Origin of the sequence: Brevundimonas sp. TWP3-1-2b1 (assembly GCF_049896165.1) — a bacterium.
GTDB lineage: Bacteria > Pseudomonadota > Alphaproteobacteria > Caulobacterales > Caulobacteraceae > Brevundimonas > Brevundimonas subvibrioides_B.
On sequence record NZ_JAFCTT010000001.1, the window covers coordinates 41,912 to 66,025 of the forward strand.

The window sequence follows — 24,114 nt, forward strand, 5'->3', positions numbered from 1 at the left end:
CGCTGATGTGATTGAGGAAGTCGCAGCAGTCCGGCATACTTCTTGTTTGACGACCGATCGCAGAGCACGCGTCTCCTGAATCGAGACGGGAACGCGAAGCACGAGGGGGCCGCCTTGTTCAGTATCCGCCGCCGCGCCTTCCGGGCGCAGACGCTCGCCTTTGTGATGGCCGCCGCGTCGGCCGCCGCACTGCCAGCCCTCGCCGCCCCGGAATCCTATCTGTCGGTGGCCGCTTCAGAGATCGGGGCCGAGGGCGAACAGGGCATCCGCATCAGCACCAACGCCCTCTCGAACGCCGACCGGCTGAGCTACACCACCGCCTTCGACGCCCTGCGTCGCGGCGATCTGGACGCGGCCCGCGCCTCCGCGCTCCAGGCCGGCGACCGCGTCCTGCTGGGCCAGGTCGAGTTCGAGCGGATGTTCCACCCGAACTACACCGCCTCCTATGACGAACTGGCGGCCTGGCTTCAGGACTATGCCGACCTGCCGAGCGCCCAGCGCGTCTACGCCCTGGCCGAGCGTCGTCGCCCGGACGGCGCCGAGGCGCCCCGCCACCCGACGGGCGCCTATTTCAGCCGCACCTGGGACGCAGTCGCCGCGGCCGGCGGCAACTCGGAGGCCGATCCCGCCAAGGCCGCCCGCGTCGCCCTGAACCGCGACGACCTGCAGGGCGCCGTCAGCCAGGGCGAACAGATCGGCGACTGGTGGGTTGTGGGCCTGGCGGCCTGGCGCACCGGCGACTATCCGCGCGCCTACACCGCCTTCGAACGCGTCGCCGTCGATCCGACCGAGGACGGCTGGACCCGCGCCGGCGCCGCATTCTGGGCCGCCCGCGCCGCCGGCCAGATCGGCCGTCAGGACCGCATCCCGGAGTTCCTGCGCCTGGCCGCCCGCTGGCCCGCCACCTTCTATGGCCAGATCGCCCTGCGCCAGCTCGGCGAGGAACCCGTCATCCTGAACGGCGACGGCCCCACCCCTTACGAGGCCGTGGCCCGCACCTCCCCCGCCAGCGACGGCCCCATCGGCGTCAATCAGCGCGAGATGGACGATTTCCTCAACGACGATCCGCGCGCCCGGCGCACTGTCGCCTTCTTCGAGGTCGGCCGCGCCGGCGACGCCCGCGACGAACTGCGCAACGGCCTGCGCACCGCCAGCGACCGCACGCGCCGCCTGTGGACAGGCCTCGCCCGCGTGCTGGGCCCACGCCTCGGCGGCGGCAGCAGCTCAGACGGCAGCCGGATCGACGTCACCAACTATCCGATGCCCGAGATCGCGCCCGAGGGCGGCTGGACGCTGGAACGCTCGCTGGTCTACGCGATCGCCCGCAAGGAAAGCGGTTTCAACGCCCAGGCCCGGTCACCGGTGGGCGCCTATGGCCTGATGCAGGTCATGCCGTCGACGGCGGCCGAGATGACCGGCGACCGCAGCTTCGTCTCGACCCCGCAACGTCTGTTCACGCCTGCGACCAATGTCCGTCTGGGCCAGACCTATGTGAACCTTATGCTGGCGCGTCCCGAGTTCCAGGGCGACCTGCTGCGCGCCGTGGCCAGCTACAACGCCGGGCCGGGCCCCATGCTGGGCGCCCTGCGCCGTCTGGGCCCGAACCCTGACCCCCTGCTGCTGATCGAGACGATCGACGTGCCCCAGGCGCGCGAATACGTCGAGAAGGTCGTGGCGGCCTACTGGATCTATCAGCGCATGACGGGCGGGCCGCTGAACACGCTCGACGCCGTGGTGGCGGGCCAGACCCTGGTGCCGATCAGCCTCGACTATGTCGCCCCGCCGCCCGGCCAGGAACCCACGCCGCTGTCGACCGAGCCGGTTCAGGTCGCGTCGATGCAGCCGGTCGGAACGCGCTAGGCCCCAAATCGGTTGGACTCCAATGGACTCGGCTTGTCCGAGTCCACAGAGTCCAATTCTTGACCGCTTAGCTCGGCACACGCCAGCAAGTAGCTGATTTATAAGATCTTTTTGTTTAGACCATCTCGACGACGGCCGAACACCCTACAGGATGCTGCCCACAAGCGATGCGCACAGGCAGCAGCCCACCAGAATGAACACGCCATAGGTCATCAGCGTCGGGCGGCGCTGGGCCTCCGGCGGAGCGATGTTCGGGGCGGTCGTCTGTTGGGCGGGCATGGCGAAGGATCTCGGGTTCGATCAGGACCGTAACGCGGTTCCCTTAAGGGCCGGTTCGCAGGTCTGATTAATCGGTCGTGACCCTGACCTAAGGCCGAACCGTGACAGCCAGTTCCGCCCATTCCAGGAAGTCCGGCTGCTGTAGCAGCGCGGCAACATATGTGGCCGCCACGCCACTTTCATCGCCATGGGCGGCGAGCTTGATCTGATAGTGCCGCAGACGCGCGGCCAGCGGGGTGAAGAAGGCGTCCGGCATGGACCATTCACCGAACAGGTAAGGGCCGCCCGCGCCAAAGCGCTCGCGCATCTCTTGCACGATCGCGACGAAGCGGCGGACCTCGGCGGCGACCGTGTCACTGGTCGGAGCCGGCGCGCGGTCCGGACCGACCATCGTATGGACAACCCCCGCCGCATCCACCCCCGTGGCGCATTCGCTGCGCAGGGCGCTGAAGCCGGAATGCATTTCGCAGGCCACCGAGCGAGCGAGCCACCGGGCGTGAGCGTCGACGGGCCAGAGCTTCGCCTCGGGATAGCGCTCGGCTGCGAAGACGCTGATCGCCAGCGAGTCCCAGATCGCGACCCCGTCCACCTTCAGTACGGGCACCTTGCCGCTGGGCGAATGGGCGGCGAGCCCCGGGGCTGATTCGGGGCCGGACATGGGGATCTCGCGCAGGCTGAACTCCGCGCCGCATCGTTTTAGGACCAGCCACGCCCGCAGCGACCAGGTTGCAACGGACATGTCGCCGATGATCAGTTCCATAGCCGCTCTCCCTGTGATTCTCGGTCTACCGTGCACCCCGGCGAATGCCGGGGTCCAGATGAAGGATGCGCGGGGCAATGTCAGCGAACCCGATGCGACATCCCGGCCACCCTGTCCGTGGTCTGGACCCCGGCCTTCGCCAGGGTGCACGGTCGAGGCTGGAGCCCCGCCGCTTGACTCCGAGGGGCTCGGGACCGACACGCACGGCCCATGATCAGCCGCTATTCCCGCCCCGCAGCCGTCGCCATCTGGTCCTCCGAGACCAAATACAAGATCTGGTTCGAGATCGAGGCCCACGCCGCCACCAAGATGGCCGAGCTGGGCGTCATTCCGACCGAGGCCGCCGAGGCCATCTGGGCCAAGGGCGAGAACGCCGCCTGGAACTCGGACCGGATCGACGAGATCGAGCGCACGACCAAGCACGACGTCATCGCCTTCCTGACCCATGTGTCGGAGACGGTCGGCGAGGAAGCCCGCTTCCTGCACCAGGGCATGACGTCCTCGGACGTGCTGGACACCTGTTTCGCGGTGCAGCTGGCGCGGGCGTCGGACCTGCTGATCGCCGGCGTCGACCGGGTGCTGACGGCGCTGGAAGCCCGGGCGAAGGAGCATAAATACACTCCGACCGTCGGCCGCAGCCACGGCATCCATGCCGAGCCGGTGACCTTCGGCCTCAAGCTGGCCGGCTATCACGCCGAGTTCCAGCGGGCCAAACGCCGCCTGATGACGGCCAAGGAAGAGATCGCCACCTGCGCCATCTCCGGCGCGGTGGGGACTTTCGCCAACGTTGATCCGGCTGTTGAAGAGTATGTCGCCGAGAAGATGGGCCTCCAGGTCGAGACCGTCTCGACCCAGGTCATCCCACGTGATCGTCACGCGGCCTTCTTCGCCGCGCTCGGCGTCGTCGCCTCGTCGATCGAGCGTCTGGCGGTCGAGATCCGCCACCTGCAGCGCACGGAAGTCCTCGAAGCCGAGGAATTCTTCGACAAGGGCCAGAAGGGCTCGTCGGCCATGCCGCACAAGCGCAACCCGATCCTCACCGAGAACCTGACCGGCCTGGCCCGGCTCGTCCGTTCGTCGGTCGTCCCGGCGATGGAGAACGTCGCCCTGTGGCACGAGCGGGACATCAGCCACTCCTCGGTCGAGCGCGGCATCGGCCCGGATGCGACCATCCACCTGGACTTCGCCCTGAACCGTCTGGCCGGGGTGATGGAGCGTCTGCTGGTCTATCCGGACAACATGCAGAAGAACCTCGACAAGCTCGGAGGCCTCGTCCACTCGCAACGGGTGCTGCTGGCCCTGACCCAGCTGGGTCAGTCGCGCGAGGACTCCTATGAGGCGGTCCAGCGCAACGCGATGAAGGTCTGGCGCGGCGAGGGGAACTTCCTCGACTTCCTCAAGGAAGATCCCGCGGTGATCGTGCCCGACGGCGAGCTCGAGGCCCTGTTCGACCTCGGCTATCACACCAAGCATGTGGACACGGTGTTCAGGCGCGTGTTCGGATAGGGCGTGCCTGAGCCGATCCGCCTGAACCCCACGCTCGACGTCCGCGACTTCGCCGGAGCGTTCCAGCGCGACGGCATGGTGCAGGTCCCCGACTTCCTCACGCCCGACAGCGCCGACCGACTCGAAGCGGCGCTGAAGACGGGGACGCCGTGGGGTCTGTCGCTGACCGACGCCGCCGGCAAGGGCGAATGGCTCTCGCCCCAGGCAATCCAGACACTGGGCCGCGAGGGCCTGGCGGCCAAGGCGCGCGAGGCCATGACCGGCGCGAGGACCGGATTCGCCTTCAGCTTCCTGTCCTATCCCATCATCGACGCCCTGCTGGCCGGGAACGAGCCGGGGCATCCGACCCATGAGCTGGTCCAGCTGCTGAACAGCCCCGAGGCGCGCGACTTCTGCGCCGCCGTGGCGGGCGAAACGGGGATCACCAAGATCGACGCCCAGGCGACCCTGTTCCGGCCCGGCGACTATCTGACCCTGCACAACGACACGGGCGTCGGCGAACGGCGGGCGGCCTATACGCTGGGGCTGACACGCGACTGGCGGACGGACTGGGGCGGTCAGTTGCTGTTCCACGACGAGGCCGGCGATGTGCCGCGCGGGCTGATGCCGAGGTTCAATGTGCTGACCCTGTTCAGGACGCCGCAATGGCACACGGTGGCGACCGTCGCCCCCTATGCCGGGGCGCCGCGCCTGTCGATCACGGGCTGGCTGCGCGACGACAAGCCCTACGCCGAACAGGGGCGGTGACGGTCAAACGGGCCTTCGCGCCCCTCGCCGACGACCGGACCCGCGTCCTCGTCCTGGGCAGTCTGCCTGGCGACGCCTCGCTGAAGGCCGCCGAGTACTATGCCCACCCGCAGAACGGCTTCTGGCGGCTGATCGGCGTGGCCATCGGTCGCGACCTGCACGCCATGGCCTATCCCGACCGCGTCGAGGCTCTGCGAGTCTCGGGCGTCGGCCTTTGGGATGTGATCGCAGCGGCGGAACGGACGGGAAGTCTGGACGCCGCGATCCGGTCGCCCGAGGCGGCGGACCTGCGCGGCCTGATCGGCGGACTGCCGAGCCTGAAGGCCGTCGCCTTCAACGGCGCAACGGCGGCGAAGGGCGGGCGCAAGGTTCTGGCCGACGTCGAGGGGCTGACCTTGATCGACCTGCCGTCGTCCAGCCCGGCCCATGCAACCCGGACCCTCGCGGAAAAAGCGGAGAGCTGGGCCATCCTGAAAGACTTCCTCGCCGAGGACGCCTGAAGGCGGGGGACGCCTGCGGCGTTTTGGCCACCGTGCATCCTTTCGAGCTCCCACCCGTCTTTAGCTCCGACGCCGCCGATAACAGGCGGTTCTCAGGAGAGAAGCCATGAACACCCGTCTGCTCACCATTACCGTCGCCTCGGCCGCCCTGCTGGGCCTGGCCGCCTGCAACAACAGCTCCGACGCCGACAAGGCCGCCACCGACGCCGCGCCGGCGGAGACCATGGCCCCCGCCACCACCGACCCTGTCGTGGGCGGCGCCTCAATGAGCCCCAGCGACACGATCGTCGCCAACGCCGCCAAGGCCTCGAACCTGACAACCCTGGTCAGCGCCGTGCAGGCCGCCGGTCTGGCCGAGACCCTGTCGGGCCCCGGTCCGTTCACGGTCTTCGCGCCGGACAACGCCGCCTTCGAGAAGGTGCCGGTCGCAACGCGCGAAGCCCTGCTGGCGCCCGCCGGCAAGGCTGATCTTACCAAGATCCTGACCTATCACGTCGTGCCTGGCCGTCTGACTGCCGCCGATCTGGCCACCCAGGCCCAGGCCAACGCCGGCAAGGTCGAACTGACCACCGTCGAAGGCGACATCCTGACGGTCGATGTGAACCCGGACGGCTCGGTCACCCTGACCGACGAGAACGGCGGAACCTCGCGCGTGACACAGGCCGACGTCCTGCAATCGAACGGCGTGGTTCATGTCATCGACACCGTCGTGATGCCGGGCTGAATTTCTCGGTGAACCCTTTTGGTCTTGCTGCATTCCACTGAGGCGCAAGACGCAAAAGACATCGGGTGAGGCTATCCCCCCAGCCCCCGATCAAGGAAGGGCCGCAGCTCCCCCCCGCTGCGGCCCTTTTTCCTTGTCTGCTCGTCATCCTCCGGCAAGCCGCCCTTGCGGCGCAGACCGGAGGACCCATCGTCATCCTACGGCCGATCGAAGATCGGACCGGGGGAGGCACCGAAGGCGATCTGTTCAGGCAGACTGTCGGATGCAGACAATTCACGGCAGGTTCGCGCTCTCGCGCGCCGCTGTGTCCCCCGGTCTCGCTACGCTCGCCGGAGGATGACGAAAAGCGGGTTTATTCGCCGGCGCGGACCTGGTCGCGGGCCATCGAGGCCAGTTCGTCCATCTTGGAGCGGATCTCGCCCTCGGAGACACTCAGGCCGGAGCCCTTGAAGTCGCCGGCGATCTTGCGGAACACATCTTCGTCGCCCGGCTGTTCGAAGTCCGCACGGACGACGGCCTTGCCGTATTCCTCGGCCGAATCGGGGCTCAGGCCCATCTTCTCGGCCGCCCACAGACCCAGCAGCTTGTTGCGCCGGGCCATGGCCTTGAATTCCTGCTCCTGATCGAGCGCGAACTTGGTCTCGAAGCCCTTTTCCCGATCATTGAAGGTCGTCATCAGTCGTCAGTCCATTCGTCGCGGGCCAGAGAATGAGACGGCGCCGCCGGGGTGGTCTATCGCTCCAGACCCCTGCAACGCAACGGATAACGGCTCGCATGCGGCGTCCCGTCCACGGACGATACCCACCTGTGGCGCCGGAGTCCGCAGATGGGTTCGTTTGTGTCGCACGGCAGTTTCCGCTAAGGACCGCGCGACCCATTTCCCGCTCAGCTCGAGACCGGACCGCGCCGCCCAGACGAGTTTTCTGGCCGCGCGATTTTCGTTTTCGGGCGATGCGCCATCCCGTCTGGGACCAAGATGATGAATTCGAAGCGCAAGAAGATCTACGAAGGCAAGGCCAAAATCCTTTACGAAGGACCGGAGCCCGGCACCCTGATCCAGTATTTCAAGGACGACGCCACGGCCTTCAATGCCCAGAAGAAGGCGACGCTGGAAGGCAAGGGCGTCATCAACAACCGCATCAGCGAGTTCGTGATGACCCGCCTGAACGGCATCGGCGTCACCAACCACTTCATCAAGCGACTGAACCTGCGCGAGCAGCTGATCCGTGAAGTTGAGATCATTCCGCTCGAGGTGGTGTGCCGCAACATCGTGGCCGGGTCGCTGGCGACGCGCCTGGGCCAGGAGGAGGGCACGCCCCTGCCCCGTTCGATCATCGAATTCTATTACAAGAAGGATGAGCTGAACGACCCGATGGTGACAGAAGAGCACATCACGGCGTTCAACTGGGCCTCGACCCAGGAGATCGACGACATCCTGGCCATGACCCTGCGCGTGAACGACTACCTGTCGGGCATGTTCGGCGCGGTCGGGATCACCCTGGTGGACTTCAAGATCGAGTTCGGCCGGGTGTGGGAAAACGACTTCAGCCGGGTCATCCTGGCCGACGAGATCAGCCCGGACAGCTGCCGCCTGTGGGACACGGCGACCGGCGAGAAGATGGACAAGGACCGGTTCCGCCGCGACCTGGGCAATGTCATCGAGAGCTATACCGAGGTCGCCAAACGCCTCGGCATCATGAAGGACATGCCGACCGTGATTCAGGGGGGACTGCACTGATGGCCAAGGTCAAGGTTCACGTTTTCCTGAAGCCCGGCGTTCTGGATGTCCAGGGCAAGGCCGTCGAAGGCGCCCTGAAGGGTCTGGGCTGGGCCGGCGTCGCCGACGCCCGGGTCGGCAAACTGATCGAGTTCGATCTCGAAGGCGCGGAAGATCCCGCCGCCGAGGCGAAGAAGATGTGCGAGACCCTGCTGGCCAATACGGTCATCGAGAGCTACCGGGTCGAGGTCGCCTAGCAACCGTTCCTTGCGAGCGGTCGTTTGAGACGTCGAACGCAAAGGAGCGCGCCGTGGCCTTCAACCTGACCTCCAAAGATTTCAAGGACGGCGACGTCCTGCCGGACGCCCAGGTTCAGGCGAAGGGGAATAGGTCTCCGCATCTGGAATGGTCGGGTGCGCCAGAGGGCACGAAGTCATTCGCCGTCACACTGTTCGATCCCGATGCGCCGACGGGTTCGGGCTTCTGGCACTGGACGGTGGCCAACATCCCCGCCGACATCCGCGAGATCCCGACCGACGGTCCCGTGCCGGCCGGCGCGGTCGAGGGTCGAACCGACTACGGCGAGCCCGGCTTCGGCGGGGCCGCTCCGCCTGCAGGCCACGGTCCGCACCGCTACATCTTCACAGTCTTCGCCGTCGACGTGGACAGCCTGCCGGTGACCCCCGAGGATTCGGGCGCCAAATACGGCTTCAACCTGCACTTCCACACCCTGGCCAAGGCGTCGATCACGGCGACCTACGAGAACAAGGGCTGAGCTGGGGGCCACCTTGTCGCGATCCAGCAGGATGTGGGCAATATCTACAATCGCCTGGGCCATATGGAAGACCGCGTGGATCGCATGGAGGTGCGTCCCGGACTCGCCTAACCCGCGCACTGACAAGCCGGGCAATCCCTGCTAAACGCCCGCGCCATGAGCGCAGCCGTCATCGTCTTCCCCGGGTCCAACTGTGATCGCGACTGCAAGGTCGCCATCGAACGCTCGACCCATGAGCGGGTCGAGATGGTCTGGCATCAGGAGACCGAATTGCCTTCGGGCCTCGACCTGATCGTGTTGCCGGGTGGCTTTTCCTACGGCGACTACCTGCGTTGCGGCGCGATGGCGGCGCAGTCGCCGGTGATGCAGGCGGTGAAGAAGGCGGCGGACGACGGGGTCGTTGTCGTCGGCATCTGCAACGGCTTCCAGATCCTCTGCGAGGCCGGGATGCTGCCGGGCGCGCTGCTGCGCAACGCCGGGCTGAAATACGTCTGCAAGCCGATCTCGCTGGAAGTCGCCAACGGCCAGACCCGTTTCACTGCAGGCTATCAAGGACAGCGCGAGGTCGTCATGACCCAGGGCAATGGCGACGGAAACTATTTCGCCGACGCCGAGACCCTCGCCCGCATCGAGGGCGAGGGTCAGGTCGTGTTCCGCTATGTCGACAATCCGAACGGGTCTGTCGCCGATATCGCCGGGCTGCAGAACGCGCGCGGCAACGTCCTGGGGATGATGCCCCACCCGGACCGCGCCTTCGAGGCCGAGCTTGGCTCCGCGGACGGCGCGACCCTGTTCCGGTCGATCTACGCGGCCGCCTAGGCTTCGTCGGAATCCTCGTCGCGTTCCAGGGTGCCATCGGCGCCGGATTCGCCGATCGAGGCGAGTTCTCTGGCGCCGACGCCCAGACCCTGTTCCAGCGCGAGGTTTGTCTCGACCTCTTCGGTGTCGGGGTCAGGCGATTCAGCGGGAATTTTGGGATCGACCATGGTCAGCTCTCCTGTTCGGGGGATGTGCGAAAGATAGCGTATCGCCGAACAGCCGGTTCCGGCTGAACTTTGATACGTGATGTGCGTAGTGTTGGGTATGAGCACGTCGCCCCCTCCGACTCTCGTCCCCGCCGACCCGTCACGGCAGACCCGAAGGCTGGCTGTCTTCGCCTGCATGGTCTTCGCGCTGGCGACCGGCCAACTGCAACAACTGGTGAACCTCGGGCAATCGCCGGCCGAGTTCGCCGCTGACAGCGACGCGACCCTGCGGGTCGTCGGCTGGGCCTTCGCCATCTGGGGGCCGATCTATCTGGGTCTGATCATCTACGCCGTCCGCCAGTTGCTGCCGAAGACACATGAGACCGAGATGCTGCGCGCATTCGGCTGGCCGTCGGTTCTGGCTTTGCTGGGCATCGGCTGGTGGATCCTGGCGGCCGGCTGGGACCAGGAGCTGGCGACGATCATACTGATCTTCGGGTCGCTGATCGTGCTGCTCATTCCGCTGTTGCAGAAAGCGGACGCCATCCGAGGCCTCGCGAAGGGCGACCGGGACCGATGGATGACGATCTGGCCGCTCGCTGCGCTGGCGGGATGGCTGACCGTGGCGGCGCCGGTGAACCTTCTGACCGTCGCAACAGGCAACGGCGACCTGCCGGCCATCCTTCCTCCGACCGCGTGGGCGCTGGTCGCTGTAGTCGTCGCGGCGGCGCTGGGCCTGTTCGTCACCTTGCGGACGCGGGTGCTGGCCTACCCCCTACCGATCGCGTGGGGATTGTTGGGCGTATTTGTGGCCGAGCAGGAGAAGGGCAATGCCGTCCTGGCGTTCGGGTCCATAGCGGCATCGCTGGTGGTGTTGGGGGGCGGCCTGATCATCGTGCTCGGACTGAGGCGCGCCGCGACCTGAGGTCAGGTCCAGTTCAGGCGGGCGCTTGGGTTCACGCGAGAGTCCCGCTATGAGGCGCGGCCATGAGCGTTCCTGAAAAGACCATGGCCGAACTGGCCTCCGAATACGGCCTGAACCCCGCCGAGTATCAGGTCGTCCTCGACCGACTGGGCCGCGAGCCGAACCAGCTGGAGCTGGGCGTCTTCTCGGTGATGTGGTCAGAGCACTGCTCCTACAAGTCGTCGAAGATCCATCTTGGCAAATTCCCGACCACGGCGCCGCGCGTGATTTGCGGACCGGGCGAGAACGCCGGCGTCATCGACATCGATGACGGGGATGCGTGCATCTTCAAGATGGAGAGCCACAACCACCCCTCCTACATCGAACCCTATCAGGGCGCGGCGACGGGCGTGGGCGGGATCATGCGCGACGTCTTCACCATGGGCGCACGCCCGGTGGCCTTGCTGAACGCCCTGCGCTTCGGCGATATCGGGCATGAGAAGACCAGGCGGCTGGTGAAGGGCGTGGTGTCCGGCATCGGCGGTTACGGCAACTGCGTCGGCGTGCCCACGGTGGCGGGCGAGACCAACTTCCATTCCGGCTACAACGGCAACATCCTGGTCAACGCCATGTGCGTGGGCCTGGCGAAGTCGGACGCGATTTTCTACTCGGCCGCGCCGGGACCGAATATGTCGGTGGTCTATTTCGGATCGAAGACCGGCCGCGACGGCATCCACGGCGCGACCATGGCCTCGGCCGAGTTCGACGAGGATTCCGACGAGAAGCGCCCCACGGTCCAGGTCGGCGATCCCTTCGCCGAGAAGCTGCTGATCGAGGCGACGCTCGAGCTGATGGCCTCGGGCGCGGTCGCCGCGATTCAGGACATGGGCGCGGCGGGCCTGACCTCGTCGTCGGTCGAGATGGCCGGCAAGGGCGGCGTGGGGATCGAACTCAACATGGACGCCGTCCCCCAGCGGGAAACCGGCATGTCCGCCTATGAGATGATGCTGTCCGAGAGCCAGGAACGGATGCTGGCCGTGCTGAAGCCCGGCCGCGAACAGGATGGACACCGCATCTTCGAGAAGTGGGGCCTGGACGCCGCCGTCATCGGCATGACGACAGAGACCGGCCGGTTGGTGCTGAATCACCACGGCGAGGTCGTCTGCGACGTACCGCTGGCGCCGCTGTTCGACGATGCGCCCCTGTATGACCGGCCGTGGGTCCAGCCCGCGCTGCATCCGCGCCTGTCGCCGGGCGAGGTTCCGGCGCCGGACAGCTGGCCGGATGCGGTGCTAAAGGTGCTGGCCTGCCCCGACATGGCGTCCAAGCGCTGGATCTGGGAACAGTACGACCGCCACGTGATGGCCGACACCCTGCAGGACTCGGCCACCGGCGCCGATGCCGGCGTGGTCCGGGTACACGGAACGGACAAGGGTCTGGCGGTCACCTCGGACTGCACGCCCCGCTACGTCCAGAACGACCCTTACGAGGGCGGCAAGCAGTGCGTCGCCGAGGCATGGCGCAACCTGACGGCCGTGGGATCACGCCCCATCGCCATCACTGACAACCTGAACTTCGGCAATCCGCAGCGGCCCGAGATCATGGGCCAGATCGTCCGCGCCATCGACGGGATGGCCGAGGCCTGCCGCGCCCTGGACTTCCCCGTCGTGAGCGGAAACGTCAGCCTGTACAACGAGACCAACGGCGTCGCGATCCCGCCGACCCCTACCGTCGGGGGCGTCGGCCTGCTGACCAATTACGACGTGGTCGCGGGCTTCTCGACCATGGCCGAGGGCGACACGCTGGTCCTGATCGGGGAAACAGTCGGGGAGCTGGGCGCGTCGCTGTATCTGCGCGAGGTGTTGGGACGCGAGGACGGCGCGCCACCGCGGGTGGACCTGACGCTGGAGCGCAAGACCGGAGACTTCGTGCGCGGCGAGATCGAGGCCGGCCGACTGACCTGTGTCCACGACCTGTCCGACGGCGGCCTGATCGGAGCGGCAGCAGACATGGCGCTGGCGTCCGACACGGGCCTGGTACTGGATGCCTCCAGCGCCACCCACGCCCACGTCTTCCTGTTCGGCGAGGATCAGGCCCGCTATCTGGTCGCGGTCCCGAACCCGCAGGAGGTGCTGGCCGGCGCACGCGAGGCCGGGCTGCATGCCTCGGTCATTGGTCGCGCGAAAGGCGATGCCTTCGCCTCAAATTATCAGGGGTGCGACCTGTTCAGCATCCCGCTGAAGCATCTGCGGGAAATCCACGAGGGCTGGATGCCCGGATGGATCGAGGGCTGAGACCAGGACGAACCGGGCCGCCTTTTCGGACGGCCCGGCGGGTTAGTTCGACTCGGAGATCAGCAGGGTCGCGGACGAAGCCTGGCCAACCGCGCCGACCCAGATGTCGTAGGCGCCGCTCGACGGACGGCCCCAGGTCAGGATCGGGTTCAGGCCCTCGGCGTCGTCATTGCAATACCAGCGGCCGTCCGGGCCGTTGATGACCAGGCTGGTGTCGCGGTCCGAGACTACGCCGAAGCTCAGCGGGAACGAGCCGGCCGTATAGGTGAATTCATAGTCCGGCGCGCTGGCGATCATGCCGACGCAGGTCCCGCCCAGGCGCGAGGCGTCGATCGACCCGCCCGAATAGATCCTGACCTGGATAGGGTCCGGGGTGAAACCGGCGCGGGCGCCCATACTACCCGAAGTGGCGGCGGCACTGGGGTCCTGGGCCGCGGCGGAGGTGGCGGCGGCCATCAGAGCAGCGGCGATGGCTGAGGCGAGACGTACAGTACGCATGGCTGGGGTCCTTTGGTTGACGGAGGAGTGCACCGACGCAACGCGGGGCTCCCAATTCGCCGGGCCCCAAGGAGAGGCCCGGCATCATCAGTCCGGATGAAAGAGTCAGTAGTCGAGGCTGCCTTCGGTGATGACCAGGGTCGCCGGACCCGCGTCGCCGACGGCGCCGACCCAGATGTCGTACTGGCCGCTGGGCGCCTGTCCCCAGACCAGACCCGGGTTGAAGCCGCTGTTGTCATCATTGCAATAGAAGCGGCCGTCGGGCCCGTTGATCACCAGGCTGGTGTCGGTTCCGGCCAGGACGCCGATGGCGAGACGACCGCCGGCCGAGCTGAAGTTCAGCACGACATCCGGGCTGCTTCCGACAGTTCCCACGCAGGAACTTCCCAGATCGGAGGCCTGATTGCCGCCGCCCGAATAGAGTTCGACCGTCACAGGATCGGGAACGAAACCGGCGGAGAGAGACACGCTCTGTTGGGCGCTGGCCCCGGTTGCGACAAGAGCCGCCGCACACATAGACGCCGTGAACATTGAGGTCTTCATTGTAGCCTCCTCCGTTATGAGACAGCCCCCAGCTGCTAGCCCTAACATGACCTCCCGGAGCTTGACCTTACAACCCTCTTATTTCTGACAATGTCGGCTGGCGTACGAAGCCTGACTGTCACATCAGAGGCCTATCGAGGCCGCCTGATTGGAGTTCGCCATGTCCCTCTTCCTGTCGCGCCGCCTGCTTCTGACCGGCCTCGGCGCCGGATCGGCCGCCGTCACCCTGCCTCGCGACGGCCTGGCCCAGGCGGTGTTCGACGAGAACCCGTTCCAACTGGGCGTCGCCGCCGGCGATCCCCTGCCCGACGGGTTCGTCATCTGGACGCGGCTGGCGCCCCGGCCGATGGAGCCCGGCTACGGCATGCCGCGCCAGGCGATGGCGGTGCAGTGGGAAGTCGCCGCCGACGCCGGTTTCGGCACGATCGTGCATTCCGGCGAGGCCATCGCCCGCCCGGAACTGGGGCATTCGGTCCATGTCGAGGTTGAAGGGCTGGAGCCCGGCCGGCCGTATTTCTATCGCTTCCGCGTCGGCAGTGAACGTTCCGGCGTCGGCCGCGCCAAGACCACGCCGGTCGTGGGCGCGCCTCTGGCCCAGGTGAAGTTCGGCGTCGCCGGCTGTCAGGCGATCGAGAGCGGCTATTACACCGCCCACCGCAAGATGGCGGCCGAGGACCTGGATTTCGTCTTCTTCTACGGGGACTATATCTACGAGGGACGCGGCAACCGCACCTACGGCGGGACATCGACCCAGGAGAACCTGCGCGTCCATCAGGGCGGGGAGGTCTATTCCGTCGACGACTACCGCCGCCGGTACGCCCAGTACACGATGGATTCCGATCTTCAGTCGGCGCGCCAGTCGGCGGCCTGGTTCGTGGTCTGGGACGACCACGAGATCGATAACAACTGGGTCTCCGACATCGATCAGGAGGGATCGCCGGCCGAGGTCTTCGCCCTGCGCAAGGCGGCCGCGATGCAGGCCTTCTATGAGCATATGCCGCTGCGCCGGTCGTCCTTCCCGCGCGGCTCCCAGATGCAACTGTATCGCAAGGCGACCTACGGCGACCTGCTGGACGTGCACCTGCTCGACACCCGACAGTACCGCTCGGACCAGCCCTGCGGAGACCGGTTCAACTCGGGTTGCGAAGCCATCGATGCGCGTGAGGCCGAGGTCCTGGGCGAGGCTCAGCAGGCCTGGCTGTTCGACGGGCTGAACCGCTCGCAGGCGAAATGGCAATCGCTCGCCCAGCAGATCATGGTCATGGACCTGGATCGGAACCCGGGCGACGACTATGGCGTCAACCCGGACAGCTGGGCCGGATATCGCGTACCGCGTGCGCGGCTTCTGAACCACATCAAGGATCGGCGCATCGACAACGTCGTCGTCCTGACGGGCGACGAGCATCAGAACTATGCGGGCGAACTGTTCATCGACGGCCGCAATCCGGAAGGCGAGCCGATCGCGACCGAGTTCGTCGCCACCTCCATCAGTTCCGGCGGCGACGGGGTCGACCAGCGGCCCGACATAGCGGCGATCCAGTCGGTGAACCCGCAGCTGAAGTTCAACAACTCGCAGCGTGGCTATGTCGTCTGCGAGGTGACGCCCGAGCGCTGGCGCACCGACTTCAAGGTGCTGGACCAGGTTCACGACCGGACGGGCGTGCTGTCGACGCGCAAGTCGATGGTCGTCGAGGGCGGCAGCGCGCGGCTGCACGACGCCTGACGGATCGCGGCCGGAAACCCGACTCCGGAAAGTGGAGTCCAGATAGTCCGTTGAGTCCGGATCGACCTGAACGAAGTCAAGACGTTGAGATTTTGACCGTAGTGGAATTCGACTATCTTGAAGGATAGGCGATCGCGCCGTCAGCGGCTGGATGAGACGATTTCAAAGACCTCCACACGACGTGGGGGAGCGGGCAGCGGACAGCAAGACCCGGCGAGGACTTTATTCTCTTGTCGGTTTCGCCTGCGGCGCCGTGATGCGAGACGGCAGCCGGGTTTTGCAGCAAGCTGGCGACCAGAGAACCCAGCAAAGGCCATCCATGATCCGTCACTCTCTCATCGTTCTGGCCGTCCTTCCCGTCTTGCTCGGCGCCTGTGACGGCGGCGGCGATCCGGTGCAGCAGGCGATGCGCGAAACCGCGACCGTCAACCAGGCCGCGACGGTGACGGCCGGCGAGGTCTCCGGGCCTCATGACGGAGATCATGGGACGGCGGGAAATCAGGCCTTCGCCGCCTCCGAGGCGGAGATGCACCGGTTGATGTCGGCGGCGTCGGGTGAGACGGTCGATCAGGCCTATATCGCCAAGATGATCGCCCACCATCAGGGCGCAGTGGCGATGGCCGAGATCGCTCTGCGCGACAGTCGCGACCCCGAGGTGCGGCGCATGGCCCAGATGGTCATCGCTGCCCAGACGCGCGAGATCGCCGAAATGCAGGCGTGGCGACCGGCCGCGAACTGAGCGTCAGGCCTCGTCGAGGAAGACCCTGAGCGCGTCGCGGCGGCCCTCGAACAGGCGAGCGACCAAGGCATCCACCTCGCCGGCCAGATAGTCCCGGCGCTCGATCGCGTGGTGGTAGCGCTGGCGGCCGTCGTGACGTTCGGAGCGGACGGCGCCCTTGCGCATCAGGCGGCCGAGCAGGGTCTTGATGGTGGCGTCGCCCCAGGCGTTGTCGGCCTTCACCGTCTCGATCAGGGAGGCGAAGGAGAGCGGACCGTGACGCCACAGGGCGGAGAGGATGGCGCTCTCCGCTTCGGTGACGGGGATGCGCGCCACTTCAGGCCCTGAGGACGGCGCGATCGACGCGGGCCTCGACGGCCCAATGGCAGATCACGGCGATCACGCCGACGATCAGGCCCATGACCACGAGGAAGGTCGCCTCGGCCAGGCCGGGGGCCAGGACGTTGATAGGCTGGGATCCGAACTTCGCGAGGCCGACGAACATCATCAGGCCGTTGAAGGCGGCGCCAAGCAAGCCGAGCAGGGGCGCGCCAAGTCGCAGCGCCGAGAGATAGGTCGAGCCGCCCGACAGATGCGGACCCGAAGTGACCTTCTTCACCGTCACGACGACGGCGGCGATGGCGGCGATGATCAGGGCGAGGATGATCGCCTTCATCGAAGGCGCGGCTTCAAAGAAGATCGTGACCGGCTTAAGGCCCTGCGCGAGGGCGGTGCCCGGCACAACCACCAGGGCGACGGCGGACAGAATCGAAAGCGAACGCGAAGAAGGCATGTCATTCTCCCTTGGACTACGTTTGTAGGCCAATAAGGTTACATGCGTAATCTTTATCGTCAATGCCCCCGCTTCAGGCGGCGCTCGGGATGTGCTGGCTGAGGCGGCCGCCGACGCGGATGGGTTCGATGCGGGTGGCGAGGCCGGTCTTGTCGTCGGTCTCGACATAGACGCCGCAGATGGTGGCCGGTCCGTGCGCCGGAACATAACGACCGCCGGAAATCCGCGTGGTGAACCGCCGCAGCGGCTCTTCCTTCTCGTTGCCGATGACGGAATCATAGTCGCAGCAGCCGCCGGCGTCGGTCTGATAGGCCGTGCCGCCGGGCAGGATCTGGCAGTCGGCGGTCGGGACGTGGGTGTGGGTGCCGATGACCAGGCTGGCGCGGCCGTCACAGAAATGGCCCATGGCCATCTTCTCCGAGGTCGCCTCGGCGTGCATGTCGACGATGACGGCGTCGGCGACGTGACCCAGGGGGGCGGCGTTCAGTTCGCGGTCCACGGCGCTGAACGGATCGTCGTTGGGGTCCATATGGATGCGGCCCAGCACGTTCATGACCAGGACGGTGCGACCGCTGTCGGTCTCGAACAGATTGGCGCCGGCGCCCGGCGCATCCATCAGCCGGGGATAGTTGGCGGGTCGGATCAGGCGCGGCTCGCGCACGATATAGGTCAGGGCCTCGCGCTGATCCCAGGAGTGGTTGCCCAGCGTCAGGCAGTCGGCGCCGGCCATGAACAGCTCCTTGGCCGTGTTCTCGGTGATGCCGAAGCCGCCGGCGGCGTTCTCGGCATTCACCACCACGAAGTCGAGCTTGAGCACCCGCTTCAGGCCGGGCAGATGGTCGGACAGGCCGTCGCGACCGGACTTGCCGATCACGTCGCCGAAGAAGGCCAGTCTCATAGTCCAGGCCTCACCATTGGCCCAGCGGGCCAATCCTCGACCCTAAGGCCGTCGACGCGCTCAAACTCGCGCAAATTACCTGTCACCATAGTCAAGCCTCGGCTGCGGGCGTGACCGGCGATGAGGATGTCGTTGCCCCCGATCATACGGCCCTTCTTCTGCAGGTCAGCCTTGATATCGGCCGCGTGTTCGGCCGCTTCGGCGTCGAAATCCAGAACGGTCATACGGGCGAGCAGGCGAACAGCATTGTCACGCTCTTTCAAGGGATTGGCCGAGACGGCCGCGCCGTGGAGAAGCTCGGTCATCACGACAGTTGAGGTCGCCAAGGCGTCAGCATGCTCGTTAAGCCGCGCCTCCAGATCGCCACCGATGAAGGGGCGGTTGCGAATGATGCGGATGCAGACGTCGGTATCGAGACAGTAGTGCAGCATCAGAACTCGGCGATCGAATTGTCGATGGGATCGTCCGGCATGACAATTTCGCCCGCAGGTTCCGCAAGGAAGTCGGACCAGACCGCGTTAGCGGGAACCAGCAGAATTCCACGACCCTCCCGGATCACACGCAGTTCCTTCACATCGTCCGGAAAAGCGACCGACTTGGGAATCCGAACCGCCTGCGAACGATTGGACTTGAAGACCGTCGCCTTGGCATAGGGCGGTTTGAAGGGAGCGTTCATAGAGCGAATGTCAGGCCCAAGACGGCATATGTCAACGGGATATGCCAAACTGGTGATAGGCCGCCTCAGTCAGAACGCCATGCAGTCGCACATCATGCTCATCCATCGGCAAGCTGGCGACGCGCTGGCCGGCGAAGGCGAAGCCGATGCGGATCGCCTTGGGCCGCGCCGCGAATGTCCGGTCATAGTAGCCGCCGCCCTGACCCAAGCGTCCGCCGAAGTCGTCGAAGGCCAGCAGGGGCGTGATAATCAGGTCGGGGTCGACGACCTCGGCCAACGGCAGGGGCGCGGGACAGCCGGCGGCGTCCATCTCCAGCGGTTCGCCGGGCGACCAGCGACGGAAGATCATCGGTGCGTCCCGCTCCAGCGCGACGGGCAGGCACAGACCATGACCGGTCTCAATCAGGGCCAGGCCCAGCGGCCCGGGATCCAGTTCGGAACCGATGGCGCGATAGACGGCGACGAGCCCGGTCGGCGGCAGACTGCCCGCGTGCGACGCGGCCCGGTCAGCGGCAAGCGGTTCCAGCGCGGCCAGCCAGCGTCGTGCTGCGCGGGCCTCGGCGCGGAGGGCTGGCTTGTCCGGGTAGGTCAGACGGGCGTCCGGGCATTCTTGTCGTAGGTCAGGATGACCACGACAAAGAAGATTGCGATCTCGGCCAGCATCAGTGCCCAGACCAAGGCCACGTCCCGGAGCAGGTTGCCGGTCAAAAGCATAGCGAGAATGAAGACACCCGTCGCCGCCCAGCCTTCCCAGCTGGCGGGAGATGCGCCCCATCCGAAGCGCTTCGGACCAAACCAGACGCGTTTCATGGCCTACTCCTCAAGCTGACGCTTGCCACGGCTTGTCTACGCCCGGGTCGCGGCGCGCTCAAGCAGCGAGCGACCGCAAAGCCTGTCCTCCGGCCGATCGAAGATCGGACCGGGGGGCGAGCGATAGCGCCCAAAAGAGAGACAGGTTGGCGGCGCCGTAAGAGCCGTGAAGGACGGTTTAAATCCTCTCGAGCCTGGGTAGCCAGGTGGGCTCCGCGTATCCGACCCCACGAGGTCAGACAGGGGCAGATCCCTTCGAGTGAATTAAGGCCGCGAGGATGTGTTGCCTTCGACGAGAGCCACAGCATGACCCGCCGCTGGAGAAGATAGGCGCTCTTGGTCACATGGACAATGGCGTCTCCTCCCCGTCCGCAGGATGGGGAGGTGGCCCGGAGCAAGGCGGAGGGACGAAGGGGTTCTTTCTGCGTTCACCCAAGACCCCCTCCGTCAGCCCGCAAGCGCTCGCTGCCACCTCCCCATCGCTGCGCGACAGGGAGGAGAGGCATGAGCTCAGAGAGACTGCGCGATCTTCTCGATGCGGGCGGCGACGGCGTTCAGGGCCTCGGCGACGCCGGTGTCGGAAAGCGGGGTCGAGGCAGCGTCGGCGGCGACCGGGCCCGTCCCACCGCCCATCCGCACCTCATGCAGTTCGTCGGCCAGCACCAGGGCGGCCATCAGGAACAGGCGGATGTCGCCAACATGGCCCACGTCGCCCGCGACCTGTCGCACATGGACGTCGAATTGCTTGGCGAGGATGCGGACCCGCTCCTCCTGTCCGTCGGCGCAGCCCACGGCGTAGGGGCGTCCGTTGATCTCGACCGTGACCGTCGCCATCAGACGTCGTCCCGGGCGAGGATGTCGCGCACGGCCATGGCGGCGGCGGCGAGGGCGGCTGACGCTTCGCGCCCGGCGGCCTCAAGTTCGGCGATGCGACGATGCTCGTCCGGTCCGGCGGGCGTCGGGATAGCGAACAGATCATCGTCGGCCAGGCCTGGGGCGTTGGCGGGACGCGCCTTCAGCTCCAGCACCTTGCGTTCCAGCAAGGCGAGGGCCCGGTCGATCCTGTCGCGCGCAGCTGTCGAGGCGTCGGCCATCGTTTCCTCCAGATTTCGTATAGAACCCGCCGGGACGCCGGGGTAAAGCGGCGCGCCTCCCTTTTCCGCACCAAGACGAAAGGTCCATTCGTGGCCCGCCCCTCAGACGCAGCCGAAAAAGCGACCCCGAAGATGATGGCGGACGCCATACGCGTCCTGGCGATGGACGGGGTTGAGAAGGCCAACAGCGGCCACCCCGGCATGCCGATGGGCATGGCCGATGTGGCGACAGTGCTGTTCTCGAAATTCCTGAAGTTCGATGCGAGCCGCCCGGACTGGGCCGACCGCGACCGGTTCATCCTGTCGGCGGGCCACGGCTCGATGCTGATCTACGCCCTGCTGCACCTGACCGGCTACAAGGCCGCGACGGCCGAACAGCTGTCGAACTTCCGCCAGTGGGGATCGAAGACGGCCGGCCACCCCGAGTACGGGCATATGCCGGGCATCGAGACCACGACCGGTCCGCTGGGGCAGGGCCTGGCCAACTCGATCGGCTTCGCCATGGCCGAGCGGCATCTGGCCGCCCGGTATGGTGACGACCTGGTCGACCACCGCACCTGGGTCATCGCCGGTGACGGCTGCCTGATGGAGGGCGTGTCGCAGGAGGCCATCGCCCTGGCTGGCCGCTACAGGCTCAACAAGCTGACCGTCCTGTGGGACGACAACGAGATCACCATCGACGGCAAGGTCAGCCTGTCGGATGCGGTCGATCAGAAGGCGCGCTTCAAGGCCTGCGGCTGGGCCGTCAAGGCCGTCGACGGCCATGACATGAAGGCGATCAAGTCGGCGCTGCAGTGGGCGACCAGACAGGACATGCCGACCCTGATCGCCTGCAAGACCAGGATCGGCAAGGGCGCCGCCACCATGGAAGGTAGCCACAAGACCCACGGCGCCGCCCTGGGCGCGGCCGAGATCGCGGCGACGCGTCTGGGCCTGGCCTGGAACCACGCGCCGTTCGTGATCCCCGAGACCATCGACAAGGCCTGGAAGAAGGTCGGCAAGCGCGGCTCGAAGGACCGCAAGGCGTGGGAGGCGCGCCTCGCCGCCTCGTCGCAGGCCGCCGACTTCACCCGCGCCATGAAGGGTGACCTGCCGGAGAGCGCGTTCGACGCCCTGAACGCCGGCATCGCCCGACTGATCGTGGACCAGCCGGCCCAGGCGACGCGTCAGGCGTCCGGCGCCGCGCTGGACGCCCTGTTCGGCGCCGTGCCGGAACTGATCGGCGGTTCGGCCGACCTGACCGGCTCTAACAACACCTTCGTCAAGGGCACGCCGATCCTCGACGCGCCGACCTATGAGGGTCGCTACGTCAACTGGGGCATCCGCGAGTTCGGCATGGCGGCGGCCATGACCGGGATGGCGCTGCACGGCGGCGTCATCCCCTACGGCGGCACCTTCATGGTGTTCTCGGACTACAGCCGTTCGGCGATCCGCATGGCGGCCCTGATGGGCATCCGCGTGATCCACGTCCTGACCCACGATTCCATCGGCCTGGGCGAGGACGGCCCGACACACCAGCCGGTCGAGCACCTGGCGGCGCTGCGGGCGATCCCGAACCTGCTGGTCTTCCGGCCCGCCGATACGGTCGAGGCGTTCGAATGCTGGCAGCTGGCCCTGCAACACAAGGCGACGCCCTCGGCGATGGCCCTGTCGCGGCAGAAGACTGCGGCGGTGCGTGTGACGGCGTCGGACGAGAACCTGTCGGCCCGCGGCGCCTATGAACTGCGTGCCTCGAACGGCGAGGCGAAGGTCACCCTGTTCGCCACGGGCACGGAGATGCCCCTGGCGCTGAAGGCGGCCGAGACGCTGGAGGCCGAGGGCACCCCGACGCGGGTCGTGTCGGTCCCCTGCTTCGAACTGTTCGAGCAGCAGGACGCCGCCTACCAGGCCTCGGTCATCGGCCGGGGCACGGTGCGCGTCGCCTGCGAGGCGGCGATCAAACAGGGCTGGGAACGGTTCATCGGCGAGGACGGCGCCTTCATCGGCATGACCGGCTTCGGCGCCTCGGCCCCGGCGGAGGTGCTGTACCGCGAGTTCGGCATCACGGCGGATGCGATCGTGGCGGCGGCCAAGGCTCGCCTGTAGTGAGCCGGATCGGCGCGGTCAGCCTGCTGGTCCGTGACTATGACGAGGCCATCGCCTTCTACGTCGGCACGCTGGGCTTCGACCTCAGCGAGGACACCGACATGGGCGGCGGCAAGCGCTGGGTGCGGGTCACCCCGAAAGGCGGCGAGACCGCCCTGCTGCTGGCTCGCGCGACGACCGAGGCGCAGGTCGCCCGGATCGGCGATCAGGCCGGCGGCCGGGTCTGGCTGTTCCTGGAGACCGACGACCTGATGCGCGACCACGCCGCCTGGCTGGCCGCCGGGGTCACGTTCCGTGAGGCCCCAAGGTCCGAATCCTATGGCAAGGTGGTGGTCTTCGAAGATCTGTACGGCAACGGCTGGGATCTGATCGAACCGGCACACTGAGGGGCGGCTGAGATGAAGACGATCACGAGTGCGGCGATGGTCGCCCTGATGCTGGGACTGGCCGCATGCGGTCAGGGCACGACCTCCCGGGCGGAGGGCGTCGCCGCTGCGGCAGGCGGCCCGATCCTGGTCGAGAAGCCCAGGCTGTCCGCCGATATCGAGGCCATGCCCCGGCTGTCCGGCGACAGCACGGCCATCGTGCGCATCAATGCCGAACTGGACCGCCTGGACGCCACAGCCGTGGCGGATGCGGGCGAATGCGGGCAGATGGCCGATAGCCAGGAGGGCGACGGCTGGACCCGAACCATCACGCGACCGATGACAGGTCCGGCCTATCTGACCCTGCGCGAGCATCTCGAAATCTTTTGCGGCGGCGCCTATCCGTCGACGTCGCAGACCCCGATCACCTGGGACCTGTCGACCGGCGAGCGGGTGAACTGGGTCGCCCTGCTCCCGGGCCTGGGCCTGGTTCAGGACCAGTCCGAGGAAGGGATGCCGACCGACTACGTCTACAGCGTCCGCTCGCCCCGGCTGGAGACGCTGTACGAGCGCAAGATGCTGGCGGAGACGACCGACGCCGAACGGCGGGAAGCGTGCCAGGACGTCTGGAAGCCCCTGGCGGACGATGAGCTGGGTCAGGGCTTCCGCGTCTGGGCCGATGCCGAGCACGGCGGCGTGGCCATCGACGCCGACTATGCGCACGTGGTTCAGGCCTGTGGCGGAACCGTCTATCTGACCGCCGACGAGATGCGCGAGGCAGGCGCGCCTGCGGCGCTGATCGACGCGCTCGCCGCCGGCAAGACCGCCGGAAACTGGGCGCCCAGGGAAGCTGCCGAAGCGGCTGAATAAGGACCATCTG

Annotated in this window: 31 protein-coding genes and 1 other RNA gene; 16 read left to right on the plus strand and 16 right to left on the minus strand. The window is 66.9% G+C overall.

The annotated features are described in order from the left end of the window. Positions 1-114: 114 nt before the first annotated feature. Positions 115-1,860 carry a lytic transglycosylase domain-containing protein gene (locus ACP7AB_RS00200; protein WP_425987721.1) on the plus strand — a complete coding sequence of 582 codons (1,746 nt, stop codon included), beginning with the start codon at positions 115-117 and terminating at the stop codon, positions 1,858-1,860. Positions 1,861-2,004: 144 nt separating this feature from the next. Here the strand turns inward: ACP7AB_RS00200 and ACP7AB_RS00205 are convergent, their stop codons facing one another. Both ACP7AB_RS00205 and ACP7AB_RS00210 read right to left on the minus strand, forming a co-directional pair. Further along, positions 2,005-2,139 carry a hypothetical protein gene (locus tag ACP7AB_RS00205; protein WP_425987723.1) on the minus strand — a complete coding sequence of 45 codons (135 nt, stop codon included), beginning with the start codon at positions 2,137-2,139 and terminating at the stop codon, positions 2,005-2,007. An 88-nt stretch (positions 2,140-2,227) separates the two neighbouring features. Next, the gene (locus ACP7AB_RS00210) at positions 2,228-2,899 is read right to left on the minus strand and encodes a glutathione S-transferase (RefSeq protein ID WP_425987725.1); all 672 of its coding nucleotides are present in this window, start codon (positions 2,897-2,899) and stop codon (positions 2,228-2,230) included. Between the two features lie 210 nt (positions 2,900-3,109). Here ACP7AB_RS00210 and purB point away from each other — a divergent pair, with 210 nt between their 5' ends. The 4 genes from purB to ACP7AB_RS00230 all read left to right on the plus strand — a co-directional run bounded on the left by purB (position 3,110) and on the right by ACP7AB_RS00230 (position 6,376). Continuing rightward, entirely contained in the window at positions 3,110-4,405 is a 1,296-nt protein-coding gene (gene purB / locus ACP7AB_RS00215; protein WP_425987727.1) for an adenylosuccinate lyase, read from the plus strand. Positions 4,406-4,408: 3 nt separating this feature from the next. Next, on the plus strand, positions 4,409-5,152 hold the full coding sequence (locus ACP7AB_RS00220; protein WP_425987729.1) for a 2OG-Fe(II) oxygenase: 744 nt from the start codon (positions 4,409-4,411) through the stop codon (positions 5,150-5,152). Continuing rightward, complete coding sequence (locus ACP7AB_RS00225) at positions 5,149-5,652, plus strand: DNA-deoxyinosine glycosylase (protein WP_425987732.1); 504 nt, start codon at positions 5,149-5,151, stop codon at positions 5,650-5,652. Before ACP7AB_RS00220 ends, ACP7AB_RS00225 begins: the two co-directional genes overlap by 4 nt. Before the next feature lie 106 nt (positions 5,653-5,758). After that, positions 5,759-6,376, plus strand: a complete 618-nt coding sequence (locus tag ACP7AB_RS00230) for a fasciclin domain-containing protein (RefSeq protein WP_425987735.1) — start codon at positions 5,759-5,761, stop codon at positions 6,374-6,376. Between the two features lie 352 nt (positions 6,377-6,728). Here the strand turns inward: ACP7AB_RS00230 and ACP7AB_RS00235 are convergent, their stop codons facing one another. Further along, positions 6,729-7,052 (minus strand): DUF1476 domain-containing protein, encoded by a 324-nt coding sequence (locus ACP7AB_RS00235; RefSeq protein ID WP_425987737.1) that lies wholly within the window; start codon positions 7,050-7,052, stop codon positions 6,729-6,731. A 303-nt stretch (positions 7,053-7,355) separates the two neighbouring features. Between ACP7AB_RS00235 and purC the strand changes: the two genes are divergently transcribed. The 4 genes from purC to purQ all read left to right on the plus strand — a co-directional run bounded on the left by purC (position 7,356) and on the right by purQ (position 9,687). Beyond that, a complete protein-coding gene (gene purC / locus ACP7AB_RS00240; protein ID WP_303695343.1) occupies positions 7,356-8,114 on the plus strand; it encodes a phosphoribosylaminoimidazolesuccinocarboxamide synthase in 759 nt (252 codons plus the stop codon). Next, positions 8,114-8,350, plus strand: a complete 237-nt coding sequence (gene purS / locus ACP7AB_RS00245; protein ID WP_425987740.1) for a phosphoribosylformylglycinamidine synthase subunit PurS — start codon at positions 8,114-8,116, stop codon at positions 8,348-8,350. The genes purC and purS overlap by 1 nt, the downstream gene beginning before the upstream one ends. A gap of 53 nt (positions 8,351-8,403) precedes the next feature. Further along, positions 8,404-8,868, plus strand: a complete 465-nt coding sequence (locus ACP7AB_RS00250) for a YbhB/YbcL family Raf kinase inhibitor-like protein (protein ID WP_425987742.1) — start codon at positions 8,404-8,406, stop codon at positions 8,866-8,868. A 156-nt stretch (positions 8,869-9,024) separates the two neighbouring features. After that, positions 9,025-9,687: a phosphoribosylformylglycinamidine synthase subunit PurQ gene (gene purQ, locus ACP7AB_RS00255; RefSeq protein WP_425987745.1), complete on the plus strand. Its 663-nt coding sequence runs from the start codon at positions 9,025-9,027 to the stop codon at positions 9,685-9,687. Here the strand turns inward: purQ and ACP7AB_RS00260 are convergent. After that, positions 9,684-9,854 (minus strand): hypothetical protein, encoded by a 171-nt coding sequence (locus ACP7AB_RS00260; RefSeq protein ID WP_425987746.1) that lies wholly within the window; start codon positions 9,852-9,854, stop codon positions 9,684-9,686. The two genes, purQ and ACP7AB_RS00260, sit on opposite strands and share 4 nt — an antisense overlap. A 175-nt stretch (positions 9,855-10,029) precedes the next feature. Between ACP7AB_RS00260 and ACP7AB_RS00265 the strand changes: the two genes are divergently transcribed. Further along, positions 10,030-10,758: a hypothetical protein gene (locus ACP7AB_RS00265; RefSeq protein ID WP_425987748.1), complete on the plus strand. Its 729-nt coding sequence runs from the start codon at positions 10,030-10,032 to the stop codon at positions 10,756-10,758. Between the two features lie 62 nt (positions 10,759-10,820). Continuing rightward, positions 10,821-13,031 carry a phosphoribosylformylglycinamidine synthase subunit PurL gene (purL, locus tag ACP7AB_RS00270; RefSeq protein WP_425987750.1) on the plus strand — a complete coding sequence of 737 codons (2,211 nt, stop codon included), beginning with the start codon at positions 10,821-10,823 and terminating at the stop codon, positions 13,029-13,031. A 42-nt stretch (positions 13,032-13,073) separates the two neighbouring features. Here the strand turns inward: purL and ACP7AB_RS00275 are convergent, their stop codons facing one another. Next, positions 13,074-13,529: a peptidase S1 gene (locus ACP7AB_RS00275; protein WP_425987751.1), complete on the minus strand. Its 456-nt coding sequence runs from the start codon at positions 13,527-13,529 to the stop codon at positions 13,074-13,076. A 105-nt stretch (positions 13,530-13,634) separates the two neighbouring features. Continuing rightward, on the minus strand, positions 13,635-14,072 hold the full coding sequence (locus ACP7AB_RS00280; protein WP_425987753.1) for a peptidase S1: 438 nt from the start codon (positions 14,070-14,072) through the stop codon (positions 13,635-13,637). A gap of 160 nt (positions 14,073-14,232) precedes the next feature. On the opposite strand from ACP7AB_RS00280, the gene ACP7AB_RS00285 reads away from it, so the two are divergent. Further along, the gene (locus ACP7AB_RS00285; RefSeq protein ID WP_425987755.1) at positions 14,233-15,795 is read left to right on the plus strand and encodes an alkaline phosphatase D family protein; all 1,563 of its coding nucleotides are present in this window, start codon (positions 14,233-14,235) and stop codon (positions 15,793-15,795) included. 319 nt (positions 15,796-16,114) lie between these two features. Further along, the gene (locus ACP7AB_RS00290; RefSeq protein ID WP_425987757.1) at positions 16,115-16,534 is read left to right on the plus strand and encodes a DUF305 domain-containing protein; all 420 of its coding nucleotides are present in this window, start codon (positions 16,115-16,117) and stop codon (positions 16,532-16,534) included. Between the two features lie 3 nt (positions 16,535-16,537). Here ACP7AB_RS00290 and ACP7AB_RS00295 read toward each other — a convergent pair whose 3' ends face one another. From ACP7AB_RS00295 to ACP7AB_RS00340, 10 genes are all read right to left on the minus strand, one after another. Further along, positions 16,538-16,849: a BlaI/MecI/CopY family transcriptional regulator gene (locus ACP7AB_RS00295; protein WP_425987759.1), complete on the minus strand. Its 312-nt coding sequence runs from the start codon at positions 16,847-16,849 to the stop codon at positions 16,538-16,540. A 1-nt stretch (position 16,850) separates the two neighbouring features. Continuing rightward, positions 16,851-17,306 carry a MotA/TolQ/ExbB proton channel family protein gene (locus tag ACP7AB_RS00300; RefSeq protein WP_425987762.1) on the minus strand — a complete coding sequence of 152 codons (456 nt, stop codon included), beginning with the start codon at positions 17,304-17,306 and terminating at the stop codon, positions 16,851-16,853. Positions 17,307-17,379: 73 nt separating this feature from the next. Further along, a complete protein-coding gene (locus ACP7AB_RS00305) occupies positions 17,380-18,204 on the minus strand; it encodes a TIGR00282 family metallophosphoesterase (RefSeq protein ID WP_425987764.1) in 825 nt (274 codons plus the stop codon). Next, complete coding sequence (locus ACP7AB_RS00310) at positions 18,201-18,635, minus strand: PIN domain-containing protein (RefSeq protein WP_425987766.1); 435 nt, start codon at positions 18,633-18,635, stop codon at positions 18,201-18,203. The genes ACP7AB_RS00305 and ACP7AB_RS00310 overlap by 4 nt, the downstream gene beginning before the upstream one ends. Beyond that, positions 18,635-18,880, minus strand: a complete 246-nt coding sequence (vapB, locus tag ACP7AB_RS00315; protein ID WP_425987767.1) for a type II toxin-antitoxin system VapB family antitoxin — start codon at positions 18,878-18,880, stop codon at positions 18,635-18,637. The genes ACP7AB_RS00310 and vapB overlap by 1 nt, the downstream gene beginning before the upstream one ends. A gap of 31 nt (positions 18,881-18,911) precedes the next feature. Further along, a complete protein-coding gene (locus tag ACP7AB_RS00320; protein ID WP_425988266.1) occupies positions 18,912-19,553 on the minus strand; it encodes a 5-formyltetrahydrofolate cyclo-ligase in 642 nt (213 codons plus the stop codon). Then, a complete protein-coding gene (locus ACP7AB_RS00325) occupies positions 19,469-19,690 on the minus strand; it encodes a hypothetical protein (protein WP_425988290.1) in 222 nt (73 codons plus the stop codon). The genes ACP7AB_RS00320 and ACP7AB_RS00325 overlap by 85 nt, the downstream gene beginning before the upstream one ends. A 148-nt stretch (positions 19,691-19,838) precedes the next feature. Beyond that, positions 19,839-20,001: non-coding RNA, 6S RNA (ssrS, locus tag ACP7AB_RS00330), on the minus strand. A gap of 199 nt (positions 20,002-20,200) precedes the next feature. Next, on the minus strand, positions 20,201-20,524 hold the full coding sequence (locus ACP7AB_RS00335) for a cell division protein ZapA (RefSeq protein WP_425987769.1): 324 nt from the start codon (positions 20,522-20,524) through the stop codon (positions 20,201-20,203). After that, positions 20,524-20,784, minus strand: a complete 261-nt coding sequence (locus tag ACP7AB_RS00340; RefSeq protein ID WP_425987771.1) for a hypothetical protein — start codon at positions 20,782-20,784, stop codon at positions 20,524-20,526. Before ACP7AB_RS00340 ends, ACP7AB_RS00335 begins: the two co-directional genes overlap by 1 nt. A gap of 135 nt (positions 20,785-20,919) precedes the next feature. On the opposite strand from ACP7AB_RS00340, the gene tkt reads away from it, so the two are divergent. The 3 genes from tkt to ACP7AB_RS00355 are packed head-to-tail and all read left to right on the plus strand — an operon-like array spanning position 20,920 to position 24,104. Further along, the gene (tkt, locus tag ACP7AB_RS00345; RefSeq protein WP_425988268.1) at positions 20,920-22,869 is read left to right on the plus strand and encodes a transketolase; all 1,950 of its coding nucleotides are present in this window, start codon (positions 20,920-20,922) and stop codon (positions 22,867-22,869) included. Next, positions 22,869-23,255, plus strand: a complete 387-nt coding sequence (locus ACP7AB_RS00350) for a VOC family protein (protein ID WP_425987773.1) — start codon at positions 22,869-22,871, stop codon at positions 23,253-23,255. The genes tkt and ACP7AB_RS00350 overlap by 1 nt, the downstream gene beginning before the upstream one ends. Before the next feature lie 12 nt (positions 23,256-23,267). After that, positions 23,268-24,104, plus strand: coding sequence for a hypothetical protein (locus ACP7AB_RS00355; RefSeq protein WP_425987775.1), 837 nt, complete (start codon positions 23,268-23,270; stop codon positions 24,102-24,104). The last annotated feature ends 10 nt before the right edge of the window (positions 24,105-24,114 follow it).